The following is a 25,392-nucleotide window of genomic DNA, read 5'->3' as shown; positions in this document are numbered from 1 at the left end:
AGAGATATACCATATACCGTGGTTATGTTAGAGGGGGTGTTGCTGATGAGTTCAATGGATCAGACGATGAAGTTTAATGTAACAAATGAGGGAGAGCATTCCTCAGAGGATGTTCTGCTTAAGGTTTACGATGCTTTATTAGAGAAAGACTATAATCCGATTAACCAGATCGTCGGCTATCTATTGTCAGGAGACCCCGCATATATCCCACGACATAATAATGCAAGAAGCATGATCGGCAAGAAGGAGCGGGATGAGCTTATCGAGGAGCTTGTTCGCTTCTATCTCTTGCACAAGAAAAAGTAGCGAGGTATCGTACAGGATGAGAGTCATGGGGTTGGATTATGGTGACCGTCGCATCGGCGTCGCGATAAGCGATGCTTTGCGATGGACGGCACAGGGGCTAACCGTAGTCGAGAAAAGACGTGACGGCGGAGAACTCGACAAGATTGCTGATATTGCAAAGGAAAATGAGGTTTCTGAGGTCGTGGTTGGACTGCCCAAAAACATGAACGGTACGATTGGTCCTCGCGGTGAGATTTGCATAGCATTCGCAGAGCAAATCAGGCAAAAGCTAAATTTACCTGTTCACCTATGGGATGAGAGATTAACTACTGTTGTGGCAGAGCGCACATTGGCGGAAGCGGAAGTCGGTCTAAAAAAAAGAAAGCAAGTTGTTGACAAGATGGCAGCTACGCTTATCTTGCAAAATTATCTTGATTCTAAATGAAAAGGTGAGGGTTAACATGTCAAATCACGAAAATAATTTTGAAGAGCCAGAAATTATTTACATCCCGGATGAGGATGGCAATGAAGAGGAATTCGAGGTCATTATGAAGTTCGAGGTTGATGACTCTGACGCAAAATATATGATGGTCGTGCCTCTGATTTCTGAAAATGAAGACGAGGACGAGGTTTATGCCTTCCGTTATACGGAGGATGGCGACGATTTGCAGCTTTATACGATTGATGATGAGGAAGAGTGGGCAATTGTTGAAGAAACGTTCAATACATTGCTTGGCGAGCTGGAGGAGTAAAAATGACATTTCAATATCCACAGTCGGCTCCAAAGCCTGCATCCGTATTGCATGAGCATTTCGGTCGCGAAATTGAGCTGCTAACTGACGATGGTGTCGAACAGTCTTATCATATTAAGCAGGAGTTTGTATGGGGCGATATTACGTATGTCGCCTTGCAATCCGAAGCGATGAAGGCTGAAGACGAGGTCGAGTTTATGAGAGTCATTTCCGAGCAAGATGAAATCGAGCTTGAGAGCATCGTCGACGAGGATGAGTGGGAAGCCGTGTCGGAGGCTTACGATGATTTGCAATTCGTTAATGATGAAAGACCTTAATTGAAAAGCAATCTCAAAAGAGCGGCCGATCACCGCTCTTTTTGATGAGGTTTAACAGATTGCGGCTGGCAATACAATAGAGGGGGGTACAGCATTGAATCATATAGACGAGGAAGTGCTACAATCTAAGCCGGAGAAAGTAAAAAAGCCGAAACGCAAAAAACCGAGGGTATGGCTCGTTTCCTTTTGGGTTTGCTTCTCTTTGCTTTTTCTAATGCTTGTTGTCGCAGTAAGTGGCCTGTACTATGTGTGGAATCAGCTTGGACCTACAAAGGCTGGGGAGCCTGTAGAGGTGACGATTACGAAAGGGATGTCAGCGAACAGTGTTTCCAAGCTGCTTGAGGAAAAAGGCATTATTAAAAATAGCTTTATTTTCGGATATTATTTGGTTCTGAAGGATGAAGGAGCTAATTTCCAAGCAGGCAAGTACGAGCTTACACCTGGAATGGACAAGGTTGAGGTAATTGCCAAGCTGAATGCCGGCGATGTCATTGCCGAGGATACGATCATGTTTACTATTCCAGAAGGCTTCACGATTGAGCAAATTGCTGAAAAGCTGGCTGCCGAGGGCTTGGGCGATCGCGATACTTTTGTTGCACTTGCGAACGAGGACCGCACCTGGTCGGGAGCAGAAACGGTGCTGCTGATGCCTAAGGAAGCAGCAAATGTGAAGTATCGTCTGGAGGGCTATTTATTCCCTGACACCTACGAATTCGCCAAAGGCATTACAGAGGAAGAATTAATTCTGAGATTGCTTAAGGAGCAGGATCGCAAGCTTGCTTCGCTGCCTGAGGATTGGGTCGATCAGCTGGACAAGCTAGGCATTACGATGCATGAGATGCTTACGATCGCCTCATTAATTGAACGTGAGGTCGTTGTGGATGAAGAAAGAGCGAAGGTGGCAGGGGTTATTTACAACCGTCTGGCAGAACCGATGCGTCTGCAAATCGATGCAACGATTCAATATGCGCTTGGAGAACAGAAGGAAGTGCTAAGCTATGAGGATACAGAGCTGGACAGCCCGTACAACACCTATCGAATCGATGGCCTGCCGCCAGGACCGATAGCGAATCCAAGCTTGGATTCTATCCGAGCTGCGCTTTATCCTGAGGAGCATGACTATTTATTCTATGTTACGAAAAAGGATGGCACGAATACGCACTTATTTGCAAAAACGTATCGTGAGCATCAGCAAAATATTGAGAAAAGCAAGCAGACGGCCGAGTAGTGGCCGTCTGCTTAAAGATGGGGTGAGGATTCAATGTCATATATTCCTGAGCTGCTGGTTACAGCTGCTAGCCTGGAGGAGTGTGAGCAGCTGCTTGAAGCTGGCGCAACAGCGCTTTTAGTTGGGGAAGCGAAATTCGGCAGCAGGCTAGCTGGGCAATTTAATTTGGAAATGATCGAGCAGGCTGTGAAGCTGGCCCATCAAAAGGGGGCCAAGCTGTATGTATCGATGAACAACTTGATCGATAACGCGACGGTAAATGAGCTGCCGTCATATATTTCATCGATTAACTCGTTCGGGGTAGATGCGATCGTATACGGCGATCCTGCTGTGCTTATGGCGGCCAGAGAGCATGCGCCAGCGATGAAGCTGCATTGGAATGCAGAGATGACTTCTACCAACTACGCAACTGCCGATTATTGGGCTAGACGCGGAGCTACGCGCTATGTGCTGGCGCGTGAGCTTAATATGGAGCAAATTTTCGAAATCAAGCAAAACAGCAAGCTGGAGATTCAAGTTCAAGTGCATGGTATGACGGCAATCTATCATTCCAAGCGTTCACTCGTTCAAAGCTATGCTGAGCATCATCGCCAGCAGTCGGACTATGCCAAGCTGCAGCAGGCTTCAGGCTTGTATCTGATGGAAAATGATCGACCTGACGAGCGCTTCCCTATTTTCGAGGATGAGTATGGCACTCATATTATGAGCTCGGATGATATTTGCATGCTGGAAAACTTGCATGAGCTGTTGGAAGTGAAGATTGATAGTTTCAAGATTGAAGGCATTCTAAAGTCAACGGAATATAATGTTGCGGTAGTGAAGGCCTATCGCGCAGCTATTGATGCATACTTGGCAGATCCTGAAAACTATACGTTTGATGAAAGTCTGCTGGATTCTATTCGTGAATTACAGGATCCGGGACGTGAGCTGAGCTTCGGATTCTTCTTCAAAGAACAAGTCTACTGAGATGTAGTTCAAAAAGCACGACTTTGATGACGATGTATTGCGTTGTAGCGTAGTCGACGTCGAATATGTCACGCTACCGAAGGCTGCGGTGCTCACGTAGCAAGTGCCTACGCTGCGCTCCTCGCCTTCTAGTATCGTGCCATCTTCTTGGTCCTGAAAGCCGTGCTTTTTGAACTTTCATTGGAAGAGGTGGTTCAAAATACTGGACTTTGATGACGATGTGATGCTTCGCAGCGTAGTCGGCGGCGAATCTTGAACGCTAGCGAAAACTGCGGTGCTCTCGTAGCATTTGCCTACGCTGCGCTCCTCGTTTTCTAGCTTCGTCCAAGCTTCTTGGTCCTGCACTCAAAAAAAAGCTACAGCGGAGGAGCAAAGCATCCGGAAAACGAATGTGGGTCGCCTTTAACATCGTAATGCAACCTTAAAATTCAAATAAAAGCATTACGATTTAAAAAGCGACTGTAGGATGCTTTGCTCCGGAGCGCTGATATAAGCAAGTATAGTAATAGATTCAGGAGGGGTTAGTTATGAGCACAGCAATGAAAAGAGCTAGACGCTATAATGGCAAGCGCAATCGTTTGGAGCGTCCTGAGCTGTTGGCTCCGGCCGGCAATTTGGAAAAGCTTAAGTTTGCTGTTCACTATGGTGCGGATGCGGTTTATATTGGCGGACAGCAGTATGGCCTGCGCTCCAACGCTGATAATTTCAGCTTTGAAGAAATGAAGGAAGGCGTAGAGTTTGCCAAGCGCTATGGTGCTAAAGTGTTTGTCGCGACGAATATTTACGCGCATAATGAAGATTTGGCAGGTATTGAGGATTATTTGCGCAATTTGGAGGCAGCTGGTATTGCAGCGATCATTGCTGCTGATCCGATTATTATTGAAACGGCGCAGCGCGTTGCACCAAAGCTGGAGGTGCATCTTAGCACGCAGCAGTCGGTGCTGAACTGGAAAACGGTGCAGTTCTGGAAGGAAGAAGGCTTGCCGCGTGTTGTTCTGGCACGTGAAACGAGCTTTGAAGAAATTGAAGAGATTAAGCAGCATGTCGACATTGAAATTGAAGCTTTTATCCACGGTGCAATGTGCTCTTCCTTCTCGGGAAGATGCGTGCTTTCCAATCACTTTACAGACCGCGACTCCAACCGCGGCGGCTGCTGCCAGTCTTGCCGCTGGAAGTATGATTTATTTTTGGAGGATGCGCCAGTCAATAAGCCTGAGGATGATCCGTTTACGATGGGCTCCAAGGATTTGTGCATGATTGAGCATATTCCGGATTTGATTGACGTCGGGATCGACAGCTTTAAAATCGAAGGCCGTATGAAGAGCATTCATTATGTGGCGACAGTGGTCAATGTTTACCGTCAGGCGATTGATGCTTATTTTGCAGATCCGGATCATTATGAGCTGAAGCCGGAGTGGCTGGAGGAAATTCAAAAAGCGGCCAATCGTCCGCTTAATACAGGCTTTTTCCTTGATGTACCGGGTGCAGAGGATCATATTTATGCGGAAGAGCAAAAGCCGGTGCCGTATGATTTCGCTGCTGTAGTTCATGATTATGATCCAGCAACAGGATTTGCAACGATTGAGCAGCGCAGCCATTTCAAGCTTGGCCAGGAAATTGAATTTGTTGGACCAGGCGGCCGCTTCTTCAAGCAAGCTGTAACTGAGCTGACTGATCTTGACGGCAATGCCTTGGATGTAGCACGCCATCCGCTGCAAAAGCTGCGCATTCGCACACTACAGCCAGTTGAGCCAATGGATATGATGCGCAAGAAGATTCGTTAACAATCTGCGATAAATTAGCAAAAGCAATATCGTGCAGAAAATCGCCCTTCCGTAAAAGTGATAGAAACGATCCTTTTACAGGAAGCGGCGATTTTTTATTACTATAATTATGACTCGAGAACTACTCTTCCCCTTTAAAACGTGTGCAATCGACGTTTTTCTTGCACAGCCTCATTGACATTTCGATGCGCATCCCAAATAATAGAAGTATATTTCAACTGAAAGCGAATACATACATAATTGTTGTTGAAAGCGTTTTATCTCATCCAAAGGGCGGTGCTTAAGTGTGGGGAACGATCATAAAGAATCGAATCATGAAATGCAGAAGACAAAGCAGAAAAAGTCAACGAAAAGTATGAATCCGCTTCAATCAGTAGGACTTAAGCTATTTGTTTATATCATTGGCGGGATTTTGGCTTGTGTACTGACGATGGGTATTTTAGCCTACAATGAATCGAAGAAGATCATTGAAACGAAGGTGTCGCAATCCAGTCAACAGACGATAACCCAGCTGGCAGTAAATTTAGACAATGTTATGAAAAAGTATGATGACATTACACTGCAAATATTAGTGGATTCAGCCTTTCATGAGCTGGTTGATACGCTGCAAAGCAGCACGCTGGGGGAATATGAAAAATTCGAAGCGACCAAGGAGCTATCGAACAAGCTGCAGAGCATTATATTTGGCAATGACAATATAGCGGGCATGGCATTAATACCGGTTAATAATGACCAGTTAAGCATTATAACGGCAGGCAACTCCCAGCTGTCCAAAGTGGAGAGCTTGCTGGAGGAGCCGTGGATTGAGCAAGTGCAGGAGTTGGGGGGACGTACGCTTTGGCTTGATTCACGAGCCAATTCGCTTACCTCCAATAATACAATGCCGAGCTTTGGCGTTGCACGCTTGCTTAAAAATACGTCCTCCAGCGTAGCACATTACATACTGCTGCTCGATATTCCGACAAAAGGCATACTGGATGAACTAAATAAAGTGTCCTTGGGTGAAGGCAGTCAAATTTCAGTAGTAAATGAGGACCACAATTTTATGGTGCATGGAGATAGTGCCAGCATTGCCACACCAGCAGCATTTGCGCTGGACGGCAGTGAGCACAATAGCGTGAGCCAATCGATCGAAGGTATTGGCGACGTGCTGCTCATTCACCATAAGCTTGCATTTGCCAGCTGGTATCTCGTCGGCAGCATTCCGGTCGAGGAATTAGTAAAGGATGCGATTGTCATTCGGACATTAACGGTGCAGGTTGCAATTGCCGCGGCTTTGATTGCGATTTTGATTGCGATCATTGTTATGCTGACGATCGGCAAGCCGTTAATTCAGCTGCGTGATCTGATGCAGGAAGGAGCGAAAGGAAATCTTACAGTACGCTCTAAAATACGCAAGCGCAAGGATGAGATTGGCCAGCTTAGTGACAGCTTTGATCAAATGATGACGCAAATTACAAATTTGGCGGTCCAAACGAAAACGTCGGCTGATGCAGTACTAACGACAGCTTCGGTGCTTACAGACGCCTCGAAGAAAACAGCAATATCCGCCAAGGAAATTGCTGTAGCAACCGAAGAAATTGCCAACGGCTCTACCAGTTTAGCGGTGGAAGCGGAGCGGGGCAATGATATAACGCTGGCGATTAACGACCAAATGAAGCAGGTGCTGGCTTCTAACGAGCAGATGGTGCAATCTGCCTACGAGGTTGAGCAGGCGAGCGGCAAAGGAACAGCCTATATGGCAGAGCTGATCGATAAAACAGGGCAAACGGAGGAAATGACGCGTGAAATGGTCACTAAGGTTGACGCCTTGAAGGACAGCACACGTTCCATTGTGCAAATTCTTGATGTGCTCAATGCGGTTACGAAGCAAACGAACATTTTATCATTGAATGCAACGATAGAAGCATCGCGGGCTGGGAGCGCGGGCAGAGGATTTATGGTCGTCGCCAATGAAATCCGGGAGCTTGCTGACCAGTCTACGCAGTCAATAGATGTTGTAGGGCAAATTACAGGTCGCATTCAAAATGAAATTGTCGAAACCGTAGAGGTGCTATCGCGCGCGTATCCAATGTTCCAGGAGCAAATTCATTCTGTTAAGGAAGCCAATCATATCTTTGTAAATGTACAGCAGCAAATGGGTCGCTTAATTGCCAAGCTGGAGGAAGTAATGAGCTCGGTTAAAGCGCTTGAAGCGTCGCAAAATGTACTTAATGAAGCAATGAGCAATGTTAGTGCTGTAGCCCAGCAGTCATCTGCTACCTCGGAAGAAGTAGCCAGCCTAAGCGCTGAGCAGCTGAATGTTAGCGATAATTTGGTGCTGCTGTCAACAGAGCTGAGCCAGGTATCTACGGCGCTGAAGGAAACGCTGTCTCAATTTAAAGTATAGGTGAAAAGATGTTAAGCGAATGATCAATTACGACTATTGATCATTCGCTTTTCTTATGCTTGTCACAAGAATATTAGAAAATTGTAGAAATATGTAGGAGTTTGGTGGTATGATTATAGTTGTTTGATTTATGAACTTTACTTCATTAGTTGTACATTATCTGAAGGTGGTGTTTGGCAGCATGAGGAAAGGTAATAACAAAAATTCTTCATCAGCAAAAAGCAAAGAAGAAGTGAAAGTGAAGGAGAAAGAGCAGGTAAAAGAAAAGAAGGATAAAAAGTCGAATGCACTGGTAAGCAGTGCGAAATCACAGCTTAGCAGCTTGAAGCAGGACAGCAGTATCAATATTTTTCAAAGCATTGGCGCGAGGTTATTGCTCATTATTTTTGCCAGCATTGTAATATGCGTATCGACGGTAGGGATAGTGTCTTACCAAAAGGCAAAGGGCTTGCTGGAAACGAATGTCGCGGACGCCAGCATGCAAACGATCAAGCAGGTTGGCAATAGCATAGATACAGTATTAAAAAGTTACATAGATATTTCGTTTCAAATTATGTTTGATTCGATAATTGTAAAATCGATGGAAGTCATAACATCGACAGACAAAACATATGAGCTTCTTGAAGCGAACCGCAACATTAATGAAAAGCTGTCGAACTATATGGTGACAAACAATACGATTAAAAATATTGCACTTATTCCGCTGACTAAAGCTGATCCGATTATTAACGGCTCTCTTACGCAAAATACGTTGAACATGAAAACAGGGGATGAATACAGAAGCGCTGCATGGTTTAAAGCTGCAGAAGAGGAATCTGGAGCGACAATATGGATCGAGCCTCAGGCGGAAGGGATTTTAGATACGACGCCTTATGAGTCGGTTGCGTTGGCTCGTTTATCGCGCAATCTGAGCAATGCTGATCTTTCATTTATGATTGTCATTGAATTCAACGCAGACCAGCTTTTCAACGCGGCATACACCGTTGATTTTGGCGATGGCAGTGAAGTTGCTGTAATGGACAATAACTTGAATTATGCGTTCAGCCAAAATAAAGAACGGTACGGCTCGGAGCCGAATGTAGCAATTGAGGAAACGACTACTGAACTAACATCCAGCTCAAGAACGGTTACTGGTGCTGATGGGCAAAGCTATCTGGCAGTATTCCAAACACTGCAAAACTATGATCAGTGGAGAATACTAGGGACGATTCCAATCGAGCGTCTGGCAGAGCAAGCTGCGCCAATCAGTCAAATTACCATTATTATTTGTATTATAGCGGGTATTATTGCAGTCGGTATCGGCATTTTCGTTATGAAAAACGTTGGAGCACCGCTGTCTCAGCTTAGTAGACAGATGGAAAAGGGTGCCAAGGGCGATTTAACCGTACGCGCTTCGGTTAAAACTCGCAAGGATGAAATCGGCAAGCTTGCGTTTAGCTTTGACGCAATGATGGAGCAAATTTCGGCGCTTGCTACTCAAACGACGCATTCAGCAGCAGAAGTGTTGAAAACAGCCTCGCAGCTATCGGAAACGTCGAATAAAACAGCGATTGCAGCGAAAGAAATAGCAGTCGCTACTGATGAAATTGCTGGCGGTGCAACGAGTCTCGCAGTCGAGGCTGAAAAAGGAACCGATCTGACGAATAAAATTAATGAGCAGATGGAGCAGGTTAACGAATACGCTGATCAAATGTCAAGCTCGGCGCGTGAGGTGGAAAATGCCAGTCAGCAAGGGTTAAGCTATATGTCCGAGCTGATTGACAAAACCGCTTCAACAGAGCAAATGACGCGGGCGATGGTCGACAAAGTTAATTCTTTACAGGACAGTACAAAATCGATCGTCAAAATTTTGGATGTGCTTAACTCGATTACACAGCAAACGAATATTTTGTCACTCAATGCGACAATTGAAGCAGCCCGTGCCGGAGCTGCAGGCAAAGGCTTTATGGTAGTAGCTGATGAAATTAGACAGCTCGCCGATCAATCACGCCATTCCATTGAAGTGGTAGGACAAATTACAGCTCAAATTTCAAATGAAATTAAAGAAACTGTAAATGTATTGACAGAGGCGTATCCTTTATTCCAGGAGCAAATCGGCTCAGTTAAAGAAGCAAATCAGCTGTTCCTTTCAGTTCAAGCTCAAATGGAGCAATTCAAGAACAATATGAATCTTGTAACGGAAGCATTTGAAGAGCTGAACAAGTCGCAGGAGATTTTAAGCGATTCAATGAACAGTGTAAGTGCTGTAGCCGAGCAGTCTTCAGCAACAAGCGAAGAGGTTGCTTCATTAAGCACAGAGCAGTTGAGCATTAGCCAGAATCTTGTTCAATTGTCAGAGCAACTCCAGCAAGTATCGAATAACTTGAAGGACAGCTTGACGAAATTTAAAATTTAATAGGTGTCAGCGAGCAAGGGATGAGGACCTTAGTTGTCTTCGTTCTTCTGCTCGCTTTTTTAATCTGGTAAAATGCAGTAATAGATAATATAATAGTGGCACTCGTACTATTTTTGGAGGTGGATTTATGAAAGCGCTATTTATTGGAGGAACAGGAACGATCAGCAATGCGATTACGAATCAGTTGCTTGAAACAGGCTGTGAGCTTTATCTGTTGAATAGAGGGAATCGCAATGAACATTTGCCTAAAGGAGTCAAAATTATTCAGGCAGATATTCAAAATGAGGAGCAGGTTGCCCAACTCATCGAAAACGAGCAGTTCGATGTTGTCGCTGATTTTATTGCATTTCATCCATCGCAGGTGGAAAGAGATTTTCGTTTATTTCGTGGAAAGACGAAGCAATTCATATTTATTAGTTCTGCTTCCGCCTATCAGACTCCGCTTTCAGATTATAGAGTAACGGAAGGGACTCCGTTATCCAATCCGTATTGGGAATATTCCCGCAATAAAATAGCTTGCGAGGAATACTTAATCAAGCAGTACCGCGATCATGGCTTTCCAATTACGATTGTGCGGCCTAGTCATACCTATGACGAGCGATCAATACCGCTTGGTGTGCATGGCAGACGCGGCTCGTGGCAGGTAGCAAAGCGGATGCTGGAAAATAAGCCTGTTATTATCCATGGTGACGGTACATCGCTTTGGACAATGACGCATAATAGCGATTTTGCCAAAGGCTTTATTGGGCTGATGGGAAATATTCATGCAATAGGCGAGTCCGTTCATATTACCTCTGACGAAACAGTCACCTGGAATCAAATTTATCAAACAATCGCCGATGCACTTGGTGTAAAGCTGAATGCCGTACATGTTTCCTCTCATTTTTTAGCTACTTGCGACGATCAATTTACAGGCGGGCTGTTGGGTGACAAGGCCAACTCTGTTGTATTTGACAACTCCAAGCTTAAAAGGCTTGTCCCGGAATTTGTAGCTACAACTCGCTTGGATCAAGGCATCAAGCGAACGATCGAAAACATTTTGGCTCATCCTGAGCTGCAAATTGAAGATCCGGAGTTTGACAGCTGGTGCGACAAAGTAATCGCAGCACTCGATCAAGCCGTACAAGCCGTCAAAGCATAATAGTTGTCGTAAGATGAATTGCTCAGCTTCTCAAGTCATTCCTTGCTATTAGCAGGAAACAATGACCCGAGAAAGCTGGGCTTTTCTATTTGGATGATAAAAAGATGCACAGGAAATGCTATAGCAAAAAGGATTAGGATGAATGAAATGAAGCGAAAGTTATTAGTAGCATCGCTCTTCTTGTGCATTCTGTTTTGCCAGCTTATTTGTGTCAATCAGGCACTTGCAGCCGAAAATGAGCTTCTCGAGCCATATGAGTATCCTTACTTTAGATATGGATATACCTCATTAGAAGAAGCTGTAAGTGAAGCTGAACAGCATTTCAAGCAAAACCTGAAGCTGCCTTATAGAATTCCACCACTCGAATTTACCCACATCTTTGCCAGATTTAATCAATTGCAGGGTGAAAGAAATGACTCGCTGGAGATAACTTTTATTAGCGAAAACTTTCCTGCACATCATTACAAAATAGATGTACGGCCTATTCAGTACAAAATTACAGTAAGCGATAAAAAGCTTAAAGGAGTTTATAGCCTGAACAATGGGACTGAAGCATTGTTAATCGATGTACCTGTTTTTCATGTACTAGCTTTTGAGCATGACCATTGGCAATATATGCTTGGAGTAGACAAAAGAGCTTCCGACAAAGTAACTGTCGAAGCTTTGGTTGAAATCGCGAACTCGCTTGTTGCTTTTTGTGAAAGCAGCGAGCTGGAGCGCTAGTGATTTACTATGCCAACGAGCTTGCTTATGACGTTTACCGCTTATTTTATATAGGCATACTGATGATGTAGCTGTTTAGGCTTTTAGCAATTCATCAGGAGGTAAGCATACATGCAGCGAAGAGCGTTTATCGTTGGCATCCTGTTCTCACTCATCATTGTAGTCTATACGATTCGCCTGCTCGTGCTGCAGGTAGTCCCAACATCAATGACCTGGCCGACAGCCAATAGCAAATACAAGCTGAATAATTGGAAGCGTACGGCGGTCGCTCAGCGCAGCAAACAGCTGCAGCTAAGCGACGGACGCGGGATTTTTTTGGACGAGCATTACAAGCCCTTGCAGTCAGAGCAGTATATGACGGTCGCATTTTTTCCGGTAAGAAGCTGGGAGCTGTATCCGAAGGCAAAGCTTGCAGAGCTTGCACAGCTGTTAAAGCAGGATCCGGACAAGCTGCGAGACTGGCTTACTGCTTTGGAATATGCAGAATATATATATGATGAGATGAGCCTGCCTATCCGCTTGTCCGAGGAGCAGATAAACCGACTTAAGCGGCTGCAAACAGAGGGTTTTGAGCTTGTTCGTTATACAGCAAGATATGGGCATCAATCAAGCTTCAAGCACTTGATCGGCTTTACGGGTGAGCATCCCGAATGGGTGGAGCAGCATTATGCAGCAGAAATTAAACAGCTTGCCAGCTGGGACCGCAATACGAAAATCGGAGTAAGCGGTCTTGAGCACTCGCTTGATCGGCTCATTCATGGCGTTGGACCGTCTTACATCTCTTATACTTTAGATGCCAGCTCGCGCTATATGTCCGGCATTGGTCCGCGAGTGGTTGAGGCTGACAATCCTTATTATCCGCTAAATGTCGTGACTACACTCGACCTGCAGCTGCAAGCAGCGCTGGAGCAGCTGCTGGATAAGCAAGCTATTGCAGAAGGAGCAGTTGTACTGCTGGATGCCGCCAATGGAGACATTAAAGCGATGGTTTCGCGCCCTGCGCTGCTGCCCGGGCAATGGAATGAAGTCGATAAAGACAGCTGGAGAAACCATGCATTAACAGCATATGAGCCAGGCTCTATCTATAAAATTGTTACAGCTGCTGCCGCGCTTGAGTACGGAGTCGTTAAGGAAAACGAGACGTTCCACTGCAATGGCGAATACGGAAAATACGGCTTGTCCTGCTGGAAAAAAGGAGGGCATGGCGAGCAAACACTTGAACAAGCCTTCGCCAATTCCTGCAACATCGTATTTGCAACACTGGCTGAACGGTTAACCGCCCAGCAGCTTTACGATACGGCCAGCGCCCTAGGGGCTATCCATCCTGTCGGTTGGCACAATAATGAGGCAGACGGGCCGTTTACAGCGCCGCTGCGCCTGCTGGAAGAGGAAGAAAGAGGCATCGCAATTTTGGATTTACTGCAGCATGATGGCGGCATACTGGCGCAAACCGGCATTGGCCAGCGCGATGTAAGGCTGACTCCGCTGCAAGCAGCCAATATGATGGTAACGATTATTCATGGAGGCAGACAATTTGAGACGAGAGCGGTATCCAGCATTAATTATGCTGATGGGCTGCCCGTTATGCAATTTCCCGTTCATGAAGGCCATGAGCATCGCTTCCGAATTCATGCTCAAACAGCAAGAAAGCTGATGAGCTATATGAATGGTGTTGTTGAATTTGGTACGGCTCGTCAGATTGGCAGCGGAGGAGCTTGGAAGCTTGCAGGAAAATCAGGAACAGCAGAATTAAGCGGTGCGTCTAAAGGGCTGAATAACCAATGGTTTGTCGGCTACGGTCCGGCAGACAAGCCCAAATATGCTGCTGCGGTATTGGTTCGCAAGGCCAAGCAAGGAAGCAGCAATAAAGCGACACAGCTGTTCAAACAGGTAATGGAGCTGGCAGCCGAGCATGACCGAAATGAGCAGTCGACAAAATAAAAAAACAGCCTGCTGAATTTGCACAGCAGGCTGTTTTTGCATCTTATTTATCTTTATCAACATCTTCTTCGACCGGCTCCATCGTATCATATTCACCGATAGGCTTGCGAATCCATTGCTTAAAGTATCCTTGCTCATAGAGCGCTTTAATCAAAATAACTAACACCGGCGACAAAATCATTCCTGCGACGCCGAACAAGGAAAGCGAAATAATCATAAAAGCGAGCATCGTAAATGCGGATACGCCCAGCGAATCGCCTGTAATTTTTGGCTCAAGCAGCTGACGCGCTAAAATGACAACGAGCCATAATGCAGTAATCCAAATGCCCAGAGAGTAATCTCCAACAATAAATAAATAAGTAATCCATGGTATAAAAATTGTGCTGACGCCAAGCAATGGCAAAATATCGAACAAGGCGGCAACTAAGGAAATGACAAGTGAATGCTCAACACCAAGCAGCAGCAGCGAAACAAGAATAACGAGAAAGGTTACGCTAATCAGCTTGGCCTGTGCCTTTATATATACCCAAATTCCTCTCAGTACGTTGTCACGCAAAAAGAAAAATGCTTTTTTAAATGTATTTGGCGTTTTCTCATTAGCGATTCGTTTCCAGTCCAATATTTCAATACTAAGGAAGTAAGCTAAAATCAAGCCGACAGCAGCATTAAACACAAAGGAAGTAAACGACGTAATCGAACTAATGACAAAGGTTAGCCCAGCCATCAGCCACTGCTGGATCTTGTCTGAAGCGCTTTGCAATGCCGATGTAAGCTGATTAACAACGTCAAAATCAAAAGGCAGACGTCCAAGCTGCTCTTGCAGATACAGCGTGCCGTTTGTAATGTTGGCGGTCAGCATCTTTTGATATTTCGGCAAGTTGGAAATGAGCTCAGTGCCTTGTACCGTTGCAATAAAAATAAGTGCTCCGATTGCTCCAAGTACAATTAAGGTGAACAGGATTGCTGAGATGGCCGCAGCAATGCTTTTTTTCATTCCAAGCTTATGCAGCCGTTTGGCTAGCGGCTCGATACAAACAAAGATGACCAGTGCAAAAAAAATCGGCTTTGCAACATTATAAATTAAACTAAACAGCCACATAGCAAGGAAGACAGTTAGTACAATTAGACCAATATCGAATATAGTCCTCCAGTACTTCTTATAAAAAGGCAGCAAATAAAACCATCCTTTCTTTTTCTACGAAACATATTTTTACTATAGTTAATTCTAGTGAGAAAAAAGTGAGAATATGCTACAATATTAGCTAGTGTCTTTAACAAAATATTTAAATATGATTAGCATATATTGACTATATCATTTTTTAGGTGAGGAATACAATCATGGAAAATCTATTGACCTGGGGCTTTTATTTTATGACCTTCTATGCATTTATTCCAGGCTTGCTGAGCAGAGTTTTTGGTTATCGCGTATTTAAAAGAGGTATTGTCAAGCAAGAGCTCGCGCTAACCTTCGATGATGGTCCTGATCCTGTATATACTGAACAATTGCTAGATTTGCTGAAAAAGTATGATGCCAAAGCAACGTTTTTTGTCGTTGGCGTACATGCCAAACAGCATCCTGAGCTTTTAATGCGCATGAAGAATGAAGGTCATACAATAGGAGTTCACAACTACGAGCATAAGACCAACTGGTTTATGCGTCCGAAAACCGTTAAGAAGCATATCGAGCTTACTAATGATATTATTGAGAGCGTAACAGGCGAGCGTTCGATTTACTATCGTCCGCCTTGGGGCATTATGAATCTGTTTGATTATCGTAATGTATCACAGCTTAACATTGTACTGTGGTCAGCTTTATTTGGCGATTGGTCGGAAAAGCTGACTGCGGAGAAGCTGAAAAAGCGAATGCTGAAAAAGGTTGCTCCAGGAGAGGTGCTGCTGCTGCACGATTGCGGTCGCACATTAGGTGCGGATGTAGATGCGCCGCGCAATATGCTTATTGCTTTGGAAGCTTATATGCAGGCTGCAACGGAAAAGGGACTGAAAATGGTAACAGTGGATGAGCTGATAAAGCTGACTGACAAAAGAGTGAAGCAACAGCGTTCTTTAGGGAAACGGCTCGTTATTAAGCTATGGCTTGCCTGGGAAACACTGTTTCATAAAATCATGCGCTTGAAATCTGTCTACGTTGCCGGATCGCCATTTTTCCACTATCGACTCCTTACCTATAAGGGGAAAGAGCTGCCGCTAGAAAATGGAGAGCTGCTGCGCAAGGGAGATTTGTTCGTCGAGCTGCATTTTGATAATAAGAAGCTGTCAGAAATCGCATTTACCTCAAAAAATCCGTTAGCCATCGCGATTAAAATGATCCGCGAGGTGGAAAGAGCATTGCCGCGTCTTGCAAGCATGCTGCAAGAGGAGGTTAGAGACAAGCCAATTAAAGCGATTCAAGGCATTACGATGATTAATCGTGGCGCGGACAAGCTTGGCTTTACGATCCATGACTTGCCTAACGGACTTTTTAAAAGGAGCACGAAGCTGTATCTGGATATGTTAATGAAGGTGTTAACACCAAAGCAAAAATCTACAGTTCAGCAAGCAGCTACCCAAGCGAAAACGATAGAAGAGCCGAAAATATTGCTCATGTCTACTCGTTATTTAATGGAGAATTTCAAGCATTAGTATGCAATCATCATATTACTATACACAAAGGGGTTGTCCGTACTGGACAACCCCTTTGTGCTGCTAAAATTCATTTTATAGAAGCTTTGTCAAGCCTTACAGCAAAGCTGATTACATTTTCATTACTGCGCCTGTATTTGCGCTTGTAACAAGGTGTGCGTAGCGAGCGAGGTAGCCGCGCTTGATTTTTAGCTCGAAGCCCGGCCAAGCCGCTTTACGAGCTTCCAGTTCCTCATCGCTAACAAGCAAATTAATAGTGCGGTTATTCATGTCGATTTCAATGATGTCGCCATCTTGAATAAGAGCAATCGGACCACCGTCAGCAGCCTCAGGCGATACGTGACCGATGGAAATACCGCGGGACGCGCCAGAGAAGCGGCCATCCGTAATAAGTGCAACCTTAGCACCAAGACCCATACCAACAATTTGCGATGTTGGAGCAAGCATTTCAGGCATGCCAGGACCTCCGCGAGGGCCTTCATAGCGAATGACAACGACATCGCCTTCTTTAATTTTTCCATTTGCCAGACCAGCAAGACATTCATCCTGAGAGTCGAAGCAAACAGCAGGGCCTTTATGGTAGCCGCCAACCGATTTGTCAACTGCGCCCGTTTTAATAACAGAGCCGTTCGGAGCAAGGTTACCGAATAGAATAGCTAGTCCGCCGCGCTCAGAGTGCGGATTTTCTAGTGGATGAATAACATCATGATCCTTAATTTCGCAGCCAGCTACATTTTCGCGCAGCGTTTTGCCTGTAACAGTGATGCACTCAGGATGCAAGGCGCCTTCTTTCTTAAGCAGCTCGTTAATAATTGCACTTACGCCGCCAGCGTTGTGCACATCCTCAATATGGTAATCGGATGCAGGCGCAATTTTAGCCAAATGCGGCACGCGCTCTGCAACAGCATTAATATCTTCAATGGAGTAGTCGATGCCAGCTTCATGAGCAATCGCAAGCGTATGAAGCACTGTATTCGTTGAACCGCCCATCGCCATATCCAAAGCGAAGGCATTGTCAATTGCTTCTTTCGTTACGATGTCGCGCGGCTTCAAGTTCAATTTAATCAGCTCCATCAATTGACGAGCAGATTGTTTAACAAATTCCTTGCGCTCAGGTGATACAGCGAGAATTGTGCCGTTGCCAGGCATAGCAAGACCAAGAATTTCAGCCAGACAGTTCATAGAGTTTGCTGTGAACATGCCAGAGCAGGAGCCGCAAGTTGGACAGCCGAATTGCTCAAGCTCTTGTAATTGCTCATCGTTAATAAGGCCGGATTGGTGAGCACCTACGCCTTCAAATACGCTAGTCAAGGAAATGGCGCGGCCATCGGATGTTCTGCCCGCTTTCATTGGACCACCGCTTACAAGCATTGTAGGGATGTTGACGCGAAGCGCGCCCAGAATCATGCCCGGTGTAATTTTGTCACAGTTTGGAATGCAGACCATGCCGTCGAACCAATGCGCATTGACAACTGTTTCGACAGAGTCAGCAATAATTTCGCGGCTCGCAAGCGAGTAGCGCATGCCGATATGACCCATCGCAATACCGTCGTCTACACCAATCGTATTAAATTCGAAAGGAACGCCGCCAGCTTCACGGATCGCTTCTTTTACAATTTTACCAAATTCCTGCAAATGTACATGTCCTGGAACGATGTCGATATAGGAGTTACATACTGCAATAAACGGTTTGTCAAAATCCTCTTCCTTAACACCGGCAGCGCGCAGCAGGCTGCGGTGAGGTGCGCGGTCAAAACCGCGTTTAATCATATCAGAACGCATTCTTTGTCTTGCCATAATGAAGATCCTCCTTGTATGAATACAATGCAATGACGCAAATTGTCATTGCTTGCGCAGTAAAAGTGTAAAAACATAAAAGCTTATAGTTGTAATATTAGCACACTGAGCTTGTTCTGGCTACAAAGTTGTCACGGATATTGCAAGGAAATAGAGCAGGCAAAACATTAATTTGCTATACTGAATATATGTACATTTGACAGTGATAAGGCGAAACATGATGGATAAAGTTGAAAGGAGAGGAGCAGCAAAAAATGACGATACAAGAAAAGCAGGATATCGAGCTGATGTATCAGCTTGATGAATTGTTTCGTGAAATTCGCAGCATGATTAACAACTATTGGGCCAAGCACAGCACGGTAGGCATTGGCTTGACGCATGCTCGCCTGTTAACGACGATTGCCGATCAAGGACCGATGAAGGCTTCTAATTTGGCGGACAAGCTTCATATTACTTGCGGTGCAGTAACAGGGTTGGCGGACAAGCTGATCGAATATGGCTTGGTTACAAGGGAAAAGGATAAAAGTGACCGAAGAGTCGTTATGCTTTCATTAACTGAGCAAGGCAGACAGCGAGCAGAGGAAATCAAGCAAATTCGCAGAGAGCTGATGCTGCATTTATTTGCCGAGATGAGTAATGAGGAAATGAGGTTTGGGTTACACTTATTTACAAAGCTGCGCGGCAATATGCTTCAATACGAAGAAGAGCTGCAGGCAGCAGAATAATAAGGATAAAACCGATAGGCAGAAGCATAAGCGACAAATGTACAATGTTATCACAATGTAATCGTTTATAAATGTGTCAAATTTGTGAAGAATATAAATTTCTGCTTAAAAATTTTCGCTGATTGTGTAAGATGAAGTAGGAATTTGTCGAATAAAACATTAAAGAGGAGAGAACAAACTGTGAAAAAGAGACTGGCTGTACTTATGACTCTGGCTCTAGTTATTGGTTTGCTTGCAGCGTGCGGCGGCGGCAACAATGGCAATCAGGGAAATAATGCTGCTAACACTGGCAGCAACAATGCTTCAAACACGGATAGCGAGAAAAAAGATATGAAAATCGCTCTAGTGCTACCTGAGGAAATTGGCGTTAACCCATTTTTCGAATTGATGGATAAAGGCTTTCAACAAGCAGGAAAAGATTTCGGCGTTGAAGTAAAAACGATCGAATCCTCCGATGCTAGCGCATTCGAGCAAAACTTCCGCGCTGCTGTAGCTGAAAAATATGATTTGATCATTACAGCAACGTTCCAGGCAGAGGATGCATTAAGAAAAATCGCGGCTGAAAATCCTGAATTGCCGCTAGCCATTATTGACCAGGTTGTTCCGGATGTACCGAATGTTCGCAGTGTTGCCTTTAAAGAAAATGAAGCATCGTTTCTACTTGGCGCGGCAGCAGGGCTAATTACTGAAAGCAATGTCGTCGGCAACATCGTTGCAATTGAGGGCGAGCTAATGGACAAGTATACAGTCGGCTTTGAAAAAGGCTTGAAGCATACAAATCCTGACGCCAAGGTGCTTGTAAGCTATGTTGGCGGCTTTAACGATACAGCTAAAGCGAAAGAGCTTGCGATGGTGCAGCATTCTCAAGGCGCTGACTTTATTGCAGGCATGTCTGCTGTAAGTGACTTTGGGGTATTTGATGCTGCCAAGGAAAAAGGCTTCTACACTTCTGGTCAGGACGTTGACCGTACAATTAACGACCCTGAGCATATCATTCTTTCCCAGCTTAAAGGTGTAGATACAGTTGCTTACGAAACAGTAAAAGAGTTCGTGGAAGGTACGTTTGAATATGGTCCGTCTTACTATGGTTTGGCAGAAGATGGTGTTGGTCTTACATTTGTAACAAGAGACTCTGAATCTCCGCTAAGCGAGGCAATTGGTGAGGAAAATATTGCAAAGCTTAAAGAAATTGCAGAGGGCATTAAAAACGGCGAGATCGACGCTTCTGTTACGAAAGAATAGTTTTACGCCGCTTAACGATTAGTTAATTGCCGGCTGCAGCCTATGCAGCCGGTTTCATTGTTTGAAAGGAGCGTTTGTATGCTGCTTGAGATGGACAGCATTACGAAGTCATACGGCTTGGTCACGGCGAATCGAAATGTCAGCTTTAACTTGCGCAAAGGCGAGGTCCATGCACTGATTGGGGAAAATGGTGCGGGGAAAACTACGCTAATGCGCATTTTGTACGGTATGGAAAGTCCTACAAGCGGGCATATCAAAATAAACGGGCAGCCAGTTGTTTTTCACGATCCAACCGATGCGATCAAGCATAAAATCGGCATGGTGCATCAGCATTTTATGCTGTTCCCAGCATTCTCAATCGCCGAAAACATCGTAATCGGCAGAGAACCAAAGAAGAGCATGATGTTTGACCGCAAGAAGGCAATCGAAGAAACGATTTCAATTTCGGAAAAATACAATATGCCTGTTGATCCGAAGAAAAAAGTAGCAGACTGCTCGCTTGGCATGCAGCAGCGGGTAGAAATCTTAAAAGTACTGCATCAAGGTGCGGAAATTATTATTCTTGATGAGCCTACTGGCGTCTTGACGCCGTTAGAGGTAAAAGAGCTGCTGGCCTCCATTAAATCGTTGGCGGCACAAGGCAAAAGCTTTATCATTATTAGCCATAAGCTCAGTGAAATTATGGAGGTATCTGACCGTATTACGGTGCTGCGCGATGGCGTCGTCACGGGGACTGTTAACGCTGGCGAGACGAATGAAGAGCAGCTTTCACGGATGATGGTTGGACGCGAGCTGGTTAAGCTGGAACGGAGCACGCTTGAGACTGGCAAGCCGGTCATTGATGTAAGCGGGGTGTCGATTAAAGGCAATAAAGCAAAGCCATTGCTGGACCGCATCAGCTTTCAGGTGCGTGAAGGCGAGATCGTTGGCGTAGCCGGCATATCAGGCAATGGGCAATCCGAGCTTTTACAGGCTATTTCAGGACTTATGGCGATTGATGAAGGAACAATTGTTATTCAGGATCAGAACGTAACCGGCGCTTCTGTAAAGCAAATTCGAGACAGCGGCTTGGCGCATATCCCGGAGGATCGCTATCTATGGGGAGTATCGAAGGAAGCGACCGTTTCAGATAATGGCATTATGGGGCATTTAGCCTCGACGAGCAAGCGAGGTATTCTTAATCGCAAGGCGATTCGCACGCTTGTGTCGGAATGGGTAGACCGATTTGCAATCAAGACGGGCTCCTTGAACACGAAAGCACAGTATTTGTCGGGCGGTAATTTGCAGAAGCTGATTGTGGCACGGGAAATTGCCCAGCAGTCTCCATTTTTAATTGCTGCAGAGCCAACGCGCGGAGTTGACGTAGGCGCAATGGAAATTATCCATGGCGAGCTGCTTAAGCGCCGTGAAGAGCGTGCGGCTATTCTGCTCGTTTCTAGCGAGCTGACCGAAATTATGAAGCTTGCGGATCGGATTCTTGTCATGTATGAAGGTAAAATAGTAGGCGAGCTTGATGCTGCAACTGCAACAGAGGAGCAAATCAGCTTGTTGATGGCAGGAGGGAAAGCGGTTGGATAAACTGAAGGATACTTTACAAGCACTGATACAGCCGCTGCTCGCTATCGTTGCCGGCCTGCTGGTTGGAGCCATCGCGATTTTGCTTGTAGGCGGCGATGTGCTGGAGACCTATCGTGAAATGTGGAAGGGCGCATTTGGCAATTTTTTCTTTCTGACTAATACATTAGCGCGTGCAACGCCTATTATTTTAGTTGGACTCGGGGTTGCGCTTGCCTTCCGCGCAGGATTTTTCAATATGGGAGCAGAAGGGCAGATGGTGCTGGGGGCGTTAAGCGCTGCCTTGACTGCCTTGTATATCCCGGGACCTGGACTAATTAAAATGCTGGCAGCCATTATTGCGGCAATCATTGTCGCCGGACTATGGTCGGCATTTGCCGGCTGGCTTGATTCACGCTTTGGCATGAACCTGCTTATTACGACACTGCTGCTCAACTATATCGCCACATTGTTTGCAGGCTATATGGTCGCCTATCCGTTTAAAGATCGGACAGGCTCCTCGGCCTTGTCACAAACACAAATGATCGATGCGAGTGCAATGTTTCCGAAGCTGTTTCAAGGGATGACCGTACATCTTGGCTTCGTAATCGCGATTGTGCTGGCGCTTGGAATGCATCTGTTTATGAAGCATACAACGAAGGGCTATGAAATTCGCATGATGGGCGGCAATCCGCTGTTTGCTAGCTACGGTGGAGTAAATCGCGGCAAGCTTATGATTATAAGCATGTTTGTCAGCGGTGCGATTGCCGGATTGGCCGGAGCATCGGAAGTACTCGGGACTCAATATCGTTTTCTTGACGGTTCATTAACGGCAGCCAATTATGCATGGTCTGGCATTATGGCGACGCTGCTTGCCAATTCCAATCCGATTGGCACTGCCTTTGCTGCTTTATTGCTGTCAGCGCTGCAAACAGGCGGCATGGGCATGGAGCGCAATACCGATGTGCCACTGGAAATTTCCAGCATCATTCAAGCTGTTTTAATTTTGTTTATCTCAGCTAAAATTACTATTTCATTTATTAAACGTAAGAAAGCGGGGGCAAAAGATGGATCAGCTGTTTGATGTGTCATTGTTCGCTGCAGCATTACGTATGGTTGCTCCGATTTTGCTGGCAGCACTTGGCGGAGCAATATGCGCTCGTGTCGGCCTATTTAATGTCGGCCTGGAAGGGATGATTTTGGTTGGAGCCTTCTCGGCAATTTTGGGCAATTACTTAACGGGAAGCATTACGATGGCTGTGCTGTTCTCGGTCGTTTGCACCTTGGTCTTTTCACTGCTGTTTGCTTATATGAGCATCAATTTGCAGGCCAATGTGATCGTCGTCGGGATTGCACTCAATTTCCTGGCCACAGGATTAACGACCTTCTCCTTGCGGGCAATATTTGATGTAAAAGGCGCTTATTATGACAAGGATATGAAGGGACTGCCCAAGCTGGACATTCCTGTACTGAAGGATATTCCATGGCTTGGCGACGTGCTGTCGGGACAGTCGATTCTCGTATATGCAGCGATCATTATTGTCATTGTGCTGCAAATTTATTTGTACAAAACAGTTGCTGGCTTCCGCTTGCTGGCAGCAGGTGAAAATCCTATCGCTGCAAGAAGCTTGGGACTTCATGTGAAAAAGACGCAGTATGTAGCCGTGCTTATTTGCGGCGCGTTGTGCGGCTTGGCAGGAGCTCAGCTTTCTCTCGGCAATGTAACGATGTTTACGGAAGGAATGACCAATGGTCGCGGCTTTATTGCGCTTGTCGCAACGATGCTTGGCCAATCCAATCCAATTGGCGTAGCGGGAGCAAGCTTGCTGTTCGGTTTTATGGAGGCGTTAAGCTATCGTCTGCAAAACTTCTCGATTCCGTCGAATATTACAGCGATGCTGCCTTTTGTCGTTACGATTATCGCCATGATATTCTTCAAAAATTCAGGCTACAAGGATGAAGCTAAAAAATCAAGCGGCAGCTCACGCTAAGGCTGAGCAGCCCTGATTTTGCATTTGCATAAGCCGGTCATGCTGCAGTGTGCTTGCAGCATGCGAACATAACATGAAAAACATCTATGATTTGGAGGAGGATATACTATGCATAAAAAAGCTGAGCGTTTGAAAAAAACGAAGGCCCCGTTAGCTGTAAATGTACCGCCTGAGCTGGCACATCGCGTTCCCCCTGGTCAAACAGTAACAGATCGTTTTCCGATTCTGCATGAGGGAGACGTTCCTGAATATGATCTTGCAACGTGGAGCATTAAAGTATTTGGCGAGGTTGAGCGGGAGCTAAGCTTTAGCTTCGATGAGCTGATGAGCATGCCGCAAACGGATATAACATGCGATATTCATTGTGTGACTCGCTGGTCGAAGCTGGATACGCACTGGACTGGCATTAAATTTGCCGATTTGTTTCCAAAGCTTGGCGTAAAGCCGGAAGCGAAATACGTAATGGTGCATGGCGACAACGATTATACGACGAATATTCCGCTGGAGGATTTGCTGCGCGACAACATACTGCTGGCACATGCCTATGAAGGCGAGCCGCTAACGGCTAAGCACGGTGGTCCGATGCGCCTTATTGTGCCTCACCTTTATTTCTGGAAAAGCTGCAAATGGATTACCGGCTTTGAATTTATGAAAGAGGATGCACCGGGCTTCTGGGAGCAAAATGGCTTTCACAACTATGCTGAGCCATTTGCCGAGCAGCGCTTTTCGGGAGAAGGCTTTGATTTGCCTGAGGATGAATGGCACGGGAAGGAGTACGACTAAATGTATCTATCGATTTTAGAAGTAAATGCGGAGCAGCTGCCAAAGCTGGCGATTGTTTGCGGTGATCCGAGACGCGCGAAAAAAATCGCGGACAAGCTGGATAATGCCAAGGAGCTGGCCTATGCGCGTGAATACCGCACCTTTGTTGGCTCCTATAAAGGAGTTGAGCTGGCTGTAGTTAGTCACGGCGTTGGCTGTCCTGGCGCTGCAGTATGCTTCGAGGAATTGATTAAAGGTGGCGTACATACGCTGATTCGCGTCGGTACGGCCGGCTCTTATTCGGCAGAGCATCCGGCTGGCAGCCTTATCGTCAGCACAGGCGCGATCCGCACCGACGGCTTAACGAAGCAGCTTGTGCCAGATGGCTTTCCTGCGATTGGCGACAGCGAGGTCGTTCAAGCGCTTTATCAAGCGGCGCAGGCTCAAGGCGGCATCGTTAAGAAGGGCTTAACTGTTACGCTGGATGTTTTCTTTAATGGGGTAGTCGAAATCCCGCATCAGCAATATAAAGCAGCAGGTGCGCTGGCAGTTGAGATGGAAATTGCCGCGCTGTATGTTATAGCAGCACTGCGCGGTGTGCGCGCGGGCGCAATTGTAGCGTTGGACGGCTACGCTGATGCCGATTTGGCAGCAGAATACGATCCGCATACAACGGTCGTAAGCGATGCCGTTGAACGTGAAATTCAAGCAGCATTAGAGGCGATTGCAGCATTAGCATCATAAAGCAGGTGGGGATAGG

Annotated in this window: 22 protein-coding genes; 20 read left to right on the top strand and 2 right to left on the bottom strand. The window is 45.8% G+C overall.

The window, feature by feature from the left end:
* Positions 1-45: 45 nt before the first annotated feature.
* From KJS52_RS12440 to KJS52_RS12385, 12 genes are all read left to right on the top strand, one after another.
* Entirely contained in the window at positions 46-306 is a 261-nt protein-coding gene (locus tag KJS52_RS12440; RefSeq protein ID WP_213515511.1) for an IreB family regulatory phosphoprotein, read from the top strand.
* 16 nt (positions 307-322) lie between these two features.
* Positions 323-730 (top strand): Holliday junction resolvase RuvX, encoded by a 408-nt coding sequence (gene ruvX, locus KJS52_RS12435; RefSeq protein WP_213515509.1) that lies wholly within the window; start codon positions 323-325, stop codon positions 728-730.
* Between the two features lie 16 nt (positions 731-746).
* Positions 747-1,037, top strand: coding sequence for a DUF1292 domain-containing protein (locus KJS52_RS12430; RefSeq protein WP_213515506.1), 291 nt, complete (start codon positions 747-749; stop codon positions 1,035-1,037).
* Between the two features lie 2 nt (positions 1,038-1,039).
* Positions 1,040-1,354 carry a DUF1292 domain-containing protein gene (locus KJS52_RS12425; protein WP_213515504.1) on the top strand — a complete coding sequence of 105 codons (315 nt, stop codon included), beginning with the start codon at positions 1,040-1,042 and terminating at the stop codon, positions 1,352-1,354.
* A gap of 94 nt (positions 1,355-1,448) precedes the next feature.
* Positions 1,449-2,582 (top strand): endolytic transglycosylase MltG, encoded by a 1,134-nt coding sequence (gene mltG / locus KJS52_RS12420; RefSeq protein WP_246563486.1) that lies wholly within the window; start codon positions 1,449-1,451, stop codon positions 2,580-2,582.
* A 33-nt stretch (positions 2,583-2,615) separates the two neighbouring features.
* Positions 2,616-3,548: a peptidase U32 family protein gene (locus KJS52_RS12415; RefSeq protein ID WP_213515502.1), complete on the top strand. Its 933-nt coding sequence runs from the start codon at positions 2,616-2,618 to the stop codon at positions 3,546-3,548.
* A gap of 527 nt (positions 3,549-4,075) precedes the next feature.
* The gene (locus KJS52_RS12410) at positions 4,076-5,332 is read left to right on the top strand and encodes a peptidase U32 family protein (RefSeq protein ID WP_213515500.1); all 1,257 of its coding nucleotides are present in this window, start codon (positions 4,076-4,078) and stop codon (positions 5,330-5,332) included.
* A gap of 355 nt (positions 5,333-5,687) precedes the next feature.
* A complete protein-coding gene (locus KJS52_RS12405; RefSeq protein WP_213515498.1) occupies positions 5,688-7,721 on the top strand; it encodes a methyl-accepting chemotaxis protein in 2,034 nt (677 codons plus the stop codon).
* Positions 7,722-7,902: 181 nt separating this feature from the next.
* Positions 7,903-10,116, top strand: a complete 2,214-nt coding sequence (locus tag KJS52_RS12400; RefSeq protein ID WP_213515497.1) for a methyl-accepting chemotaxis protein — start codon at positions 7,903-7,905, stop codon at positions 10,114-10,116.
* Positions 10,117-10,243: 127 nt separating this feature from the next.
* Positions 10,244-11,257 carry an SDR family oxidoreductase gene (locus KJS52_RS12395; protein ID WP_213515495.1) on the top strand — a complete coding sequence of 338 codons (1,014 nt, stop codon included), beginning with the start codon at positions 10,244-10,246 and terminating at the stop codon, positions 11,255-11,257.
* A gap of 147 nt (positions 11,258-11,404) precedes the next feature.
* Complete coding sequence (locus KJS52_RS12390) at positions 11,405-11,980, top strand: hypothetical protein (RefSeq protein WP_213515493.1); 576 nt, start codon at positions 11,405-11,407, stop codon at positions 11,978-11,980.
* A gap of 111 nt (positions 11,981-12,091) precedes the next feature.
* Positions 12,092-13,921 carry a peptidoglycan D,D-transpeptidase FtsI family protein gene (locus KJS52_RS12385; protein WP_213515491.1) on the top strand — a complete coding sequence of 610 codons (1,830 nt, stop codon included), beginning with the start codon at positions 12,092-12,094 and terminating at the stop codon, positions 13,919-13,921.
* Between the two features lie 43 nt (positions 13,922-13,964).
* On the opposite strand, the gene KJS52_RS12380 is transcribed toward KJS52_RS12385, so the two are convergent.
* Positions 13,965-15,095 carry an AI-2E family transporter gene (locus tag KJS52_RS12380; protein WP_213515489.1) on the bottom strand — a complete coding sequence of 377 codons (1,131 nt, stop codon included), beginning with the start codon at positions 15,093-15,095 and terminating at the stop codon, positions 13,965-13,967.
* A gap of 164 nt (positions 15,096-15,259) precedes the next feature.
* Here KJS52_RS12380 and KJS52_RS12375 point away from each other — a divergent pair, with 164 nt between their 5' ends.
* Entirely contained in the window at positions 15,260-16,561 is a 1,302-nt protein-coding gene (locus tag KJS52_RS12375) for a polysaccharide deacetylase family protein (RefSeq protein ID WP_213515487.1), read from the top strand.
* A gap of 111 nt (positions 16,562-16,672) precedes the next feature.
* Here KJS52_RS12375 and ilvD read toward each other — a convergent pair whose 3' ends face one another.
* A complete protein-coding gene (ilvD, locus tag KJS52_RS12370; protein ID WP_213515485.1) occupies positions 16,673-18,358 on the bottom strand; it encodes a dihydroxy-acid dehydratase in 1,686 nt (561 codons plus the stop codon).
* A 254-nt stretch (positions 18,359-18,612) separates the two neighbouring features.
* Between ilvD and KJS52_RS12365 the strand changes: the two genes are divergently transcribed.
* The 7 genes from KJS52_RS12365 to KJS52_RS12335 all read left to right on the top strand — a co-directional run bounded on the left by KJS52_RS12365 (position 18,613) and on the right by KJS52_RS12335 (position 25,376).
* Positions 18,613-19,083, top strand: a complete 471-nt coding sequence (locus KJS52_RS12365) for a MarR family winged helix-turn-helix transcriptional regulator (protein ID WP_213515483.1) — start codon at positions 18,613-18,615, stop codon at positions 19,081-19,083.
* Positions 19,084-19,263: 180 nt separating this feature from the next.
* Complete coding sequence (locus KJS52_RS12360) at positions 19,264-20,325, top strand: BMP family lipoprotein (protein WP_246563484.1); 1,062 nt, start codon at positions 19,264-19,266, stop codon at positions 20,323-20,325.
* Positions 20,326-20,403: 78 nt separating this feature from the next.
* Complete coding sequence (locus KJS52_RS12355) at positions 20,404-21,903, top strand: ABC transporter ATP-binding protein (protein ID WP_213515482.1); 1,500 nt, start codon at positions 20,404-20,406, stop codon at positions 21,901-21,903.
* Positions 21,896-22,963, top strand: a complete 1,068-nt coding sequence (locus KJS52_RS12350; RefSeq protein WP_213515480.1) for an ABC transporter permease — start codon at positions 21,896-21,898, stop codon at positions 22,961-22,963. The genes KJS52_RS12355 and KJS52_RS12350 overlap by 8 nt, the downstream gene beginning before the upstream one ends.
* Positions 22,947-23,870 carry an ABC transporter permease gene (locus KJS52_RS12345; RefSeq protein WP_213515478.1) on the top strand — a complete coding sequence of 308 codons (924 nt, stop codon included), beginning with the start codon at positions 22,947-22,949 and terminating at the stop codon, positions 23,868-23,870. The genes KJS52_RS12350 and KJS52_RS12345 overlap by 17 nt, the downstream gene beginning before the upstream one ends.
* 108 nt (positions 23,871-23,978) lie before the next feature.
* Positions 23,979-24,653: a sulfite oxidase-like oxidoreductase gene (locus KJS52_RS12340; protein ID WP_213515475.1), complete on the top strand. Its 675-nt coding sequence runs from the start codon at positions 23,979-23,981 to the stop codon at positions 24,651-24,653.
* A complete protein-coding gene (locus tag KJS52_RS12335) occupies positions 24,654-25,376 on the top strand; it encodes a nucleoside phosphorylase (protein WP_213515473.1) in 723 nt (240 codons plus the stop codon).
* The last annotated feature ends 16 nt before the right edge of the window (positions 25,377-25,392 follow it).

This window comes from Paenibacillus montaniterrae, assembly GCF_018403185.1.
Classification (GTDB): domain Bacteria; phylum Bacillota; class Bacilli; order Paenibacillales; family Paenibacillaceae; genus Pristimantibacillus; species Pristimantibacillus montaniterrae.
This window is presented reverse-complemented; position numbering and strand designations above follow the sequence as displayed.